We start from the raw sequence: 3,353 nt of genomic DNA on the forward strand, positions 1-3,353 counted from the left end.
ACGGTCGGCCGGGTCATGCCCCACGTGGAGGTGAAGATCGTCGACCCGGCGACCGGTCTCACGGTGGAGCGCGGGACCGCCGGTGAGCTGTGCACCCGCGGCTACGGCGTGATGCTCGGCTACTGGGACGAGCCGGAGAGGACGGCCGAGGCGATCGACGCCGGGCGCTGGATGCACACCGGCGACCTGGCCGTCATGCGGGAGGACGGGTACGTCCGGATCGTCGGCCGCATCAAGGACATGATCATCCGGGGCGGGGAGAACGTGTACCCGCGCGAGATCGAGGAGTTCCTCCACGGGCACCCGAAGATCACGGACGTGCAGGTCGTCGGTGTGCCGGACGAGCGGTACGGCGAGGAGGTCCTGGCCTGCGTGATCCCGCGCGACCCGGCCGACCCGCCCACTCTGGAGGAGCTCACCGCCTTCTGCCGGGACCGGCTCGCCCACTACAAGATCCCGCGCCGGCTGGAGGTCCTGGACGCGTTCCCGATGACGGTGAGCGGGAAGGTCCGCAAGGTCGAACTGCGCGAGCGGTACGGGGACGGCGGCTGAGGTTCCCGTACGCGGCGCGAAGGCGTGGGCGGGCGCGCGGGCCCGCCCCGCCGCGCCGGCGCCGGTCCCGTCCGCCCCCGCCGCGCGCGCACCGGCCCCGTCCTCGCCTCAGGCGGGGCCGGTCAGCTCGCGCCGCATGCAGACGCGGGGCCAGGCGGCCAGACCGTGCGCCGCCTCGGCCCGGCGGATCGCCCGCAGACCGTCGGTGAGCGCGGGGTCCGTGTCGTCGAGCGGGCGGAAGCCGAGCCGCGTGTAGTACGGGGCGTTCCACGGGACCTCGGCGAAGGTGGTCAGGGTGAGGGCCGCCAGGCCCTGGTCCCGGGCGGCGGCCGCCAGGTGCTCGATGAGCGAGCGGCCGATGCCCCGGCGGGCCACGGCCGGATGGACGGAGACCTGCTCGATGTGGGCGGCGCCGTCGACGGGTTCGGCCAGGAGATAGGCGACGGGCCGGTCGTCGGGGTCCGCCGCGACCCAGGCGTGGCCCGCGCGGCGGTAGGTGTCCAGGACGTCCAGGGGCAGCGGGTCGTCGTCGGCGACGGCGGTCATGCCGAGGGAACGGAAGGGCTCGCCGGCCGCCCGTTCGATGTCCTGGAGCAGCGGAAGTTCAGCCGGAGAGGCCGTTCTGATGCGCATACCACAGTATGGCGCGGACTCACGGGAGGACACCGCCCGCGTCGCGGCCGGGCCGCCGGGACGGCTGGTTCCCGTCGGCCTCGAAAGGACGGTCGAGCAGCCCGCCGTCGCGCGAGAACCGGGGCAGGAACAGCGCCAGCGCGGGATCCCCGTACAACGCCACGTACAGCTGCACCAGTCGTCCGTCCGTCACCGCGCTGCGGTGCGAGGGCAGCGGGTACCGCTCGCGCAGGCCGGCGAGCAGGTCCCGCGCCGCCGGTGTGGCCGGGGGCACGAGCAGCAGTACCGCCGCGGCGAGGAGGGCGGCCGTGCCGGCCGCGAGGGCCGCGGCCCCCGCGCCCGGGACCAGCAGCCCGGCGGCCACCGTCGGGAGGACACACCACAGCACCCCGCGGGCGGCGCGCCGCCGGTGCGGCGGACGCAGCAGCCCCGCCCGGCCCAGGTCGGCCCGGAGCGCGTCCAGGGGCCGCCGCGCCTCGGGGCGCGGGACCAGCTCGCGCAGCGGGAGGGCCCGGCGCAGGGCCCGGTGCACACCGAGCTGGAGGGGATCGGGGGTGCGGCCCGGCCCGCCGTTGGCCCGAATCGTACGTTTACGGCCCGCCGCGACGGCCCCGCGCTGATGAAGGGCCACGAGCGCGACCGTGACGGCCGCCCGCGGCCCGCCGCGGAGCATGGCGAGCGCCTGCGGCGAGGGCTCGAAGCCCCGAGGGCCGCCCCCGCTGCGGATTCGCCGGACGTGCAACAGCAGGGCGGCGCAGAGCAGTTCGCCGCACGCCGCTCCGATGAACCACCATGTCCCCGTCGGCATGACGCCCCACCCCCCGTGGATGTTCTGCCCGGGAAAGCGTGATCATCACGCGCGATTGGCCGAATTCGTGTACATGGCGCGCCCGCTGTACGAGTTCAGGCGCCGCCCTCGGCCAGTTCGCCTGCCGCGTGGTTCACGGGCTGCGGGGTGCCGGTGAGGTCCAGGACGAACAGCGGCAGTCCGATCTCGGCGGCGCGGGCGCGGGCCTCCGGGGTGTAGCCGGCCAGCGAGAAGAAGACGCCGACAGCGGAACTGCTCAGTCCGGTGAGCCACAGGCACTCGACGGCCCGCAGTCCGGCCGGCCGGGTGCTCGGGTTGACCTGGGCGACCAGGCCCGGCCCGCGCAGGTCGATCCCCGAGGCCGGTCGCTCCTCGGGCTGGATCACGTCCCGGAAGCCGAGCCACCGCAGGTAGCCGGCGGCCGCCGCCACCGCGTCCCGCGCGGTCCTGATCGTCACGGGCCGGAAGGCGGCCCGCAGGGGCGCCCGGCGGAGCGCGGCGAGCGGGGGCGGCAGGTCGGCGGGATGGCGCTCGGCGAAGGGCCGGGGCGCGGGGGAGCGGGGCGCCGCCCGGTCCGGGTCCGCGCCGGGCGCGGTCGCGGGACCCTCGGGCGACGGCTCTCCGTCCCGTGGCGCGCCGGCCGCCGGTCCGGTGGCCCCGGGCTCGCCGGGGTGCGGCCCTCCCGTCCCCGGGTCCGTGGTGGTCCGGCCGGTGGGGCCCGGGCCGAACCAGTCCGAGCCGGGGGTCCGCGCGGCGGTGCGGGGAGGGGGACCGGCAGGGTCGCCCGCGCCCGTGCCGGCGGAACCGGGCAGCCCCGTCGTACGGGACGGGGTGCCGGAGCCCGCGGCCGTGCCCGGCCGGTACGCGAGCGGGCCCGGGCCGCCGGTGAGGGGGATCCCCGGGCGCGGTGTCCCGGGTTCCCGCCGGAGGGGTGGGCCGTCGTCGGGGCCGGATCCCGCCACGGGCGGTACGGGCGCCCCGCCGCCGTTTCCGGCCACGGGGCCGGTGGCGTCCGCCGCGGGCGCGGCCCCCTCCGCGGCGCCGGAACCGCCGTCACGCCGGTCGGGAGCGCGGGGCCCGGGCGCCTCGACGGCACCGGCGGCCTCCCGGTCCCCGGGCGCCGCGGAAGCCTCGCGTACCCCTGGAGCCGCGGACGCCCCGGGCGTGTGGTCCGGGTGGCCGCCGTCCGGTTCCGTCCCGTCCACCGCGCGGACCGGGACCCGGAGCACCGCGCCGCAGGCACAGCCCAGCTCGGGGTGCGGCCAGTCGTCCTCCCGGCCGCAGGCGCGGCAGCGGACCGTGACCCACTCGTCCGTCCAGTTCCGGTGGGTGATCGGCAGGGCCGTCGTGCCCGCGATCA

General features: G+C 77.7%; 4 protein-coding genes. 1 reads left to right on the top strand and 3 read right to left on the bottom strand.

From position 1 onward, the window contains the following. Nucleotides 1–552 (top strand): AMP-binding protein (locus RIF68_RS31760; RefSeq protein ID WP_309054725.1); only part of this gene is annotated, 552 nt, incomplete at its 5' end. Between the two features lie 108 nt (nt 553–660). Here the strand turns inward: RIF68_RS31760 and RIF68_RS31765 are convergent. The 3 genes from RIF68_RS31765 to RIF68_RS36580 form a co-directional block, all read right to left on the bottom strand. Next, nucleotides 661–1,185, bottom strand: coding sequence for a GNAT family N-acetyltransferase (locus RIF68_RS31765; protein ID WP_309054726.1), 525 nt, complete (start codon nt 1,183–1,185; stop codon nt 661–663). Between the two features lie 19 nt (nt 1,186–1,204). Next, nucleotides 1,205–1,993, bottom strand: coding sequence for a TIGR04222 domain-containing membrane protein (locus RIF68_RS31770; protein WP_309054727.1), 789 nt, complete (start codon nt 1,991–1,993; stop codon nt 1,205–1,207). 95 nt (nt 1,994–2,088) lie between these two features. Continuing rightward, the coding region (locus RIF68_RS36580) for a hypothetical protein (protein WP_375165763.1) at nt 2,089–3,353 on the bottom strand (1,265 nt) is incomplete at its 5' end.

The organism is Streptomyces sp. (assembly GCF_031178505.1).
GTDB classification, from domain to species: Bacteria; Actinomycetota; Actinomycetes; order Streptomycetales; family Streptomycetaceae; genus Streptomyces; species Streptomyces gulbargensis.

Bases quoted from the DNA above. Each gene is read 5' to 3' on its own strand.
- RIF68_RS31765 (WP_309054726.1), bottom strand. From the start codon at position 1,185: ATGCGCATCAGAACGGCCTCTCCGGCTGAACTTCCGCTGCTCCAGGAC.
- RIF68_RS31770 (WP_309054727.1), bottom strand. From the start codon at position 1,993: ATGCCGACGGGGACATGGTGGTTCATCGGAGCGGCGTGCGGCGAACTG.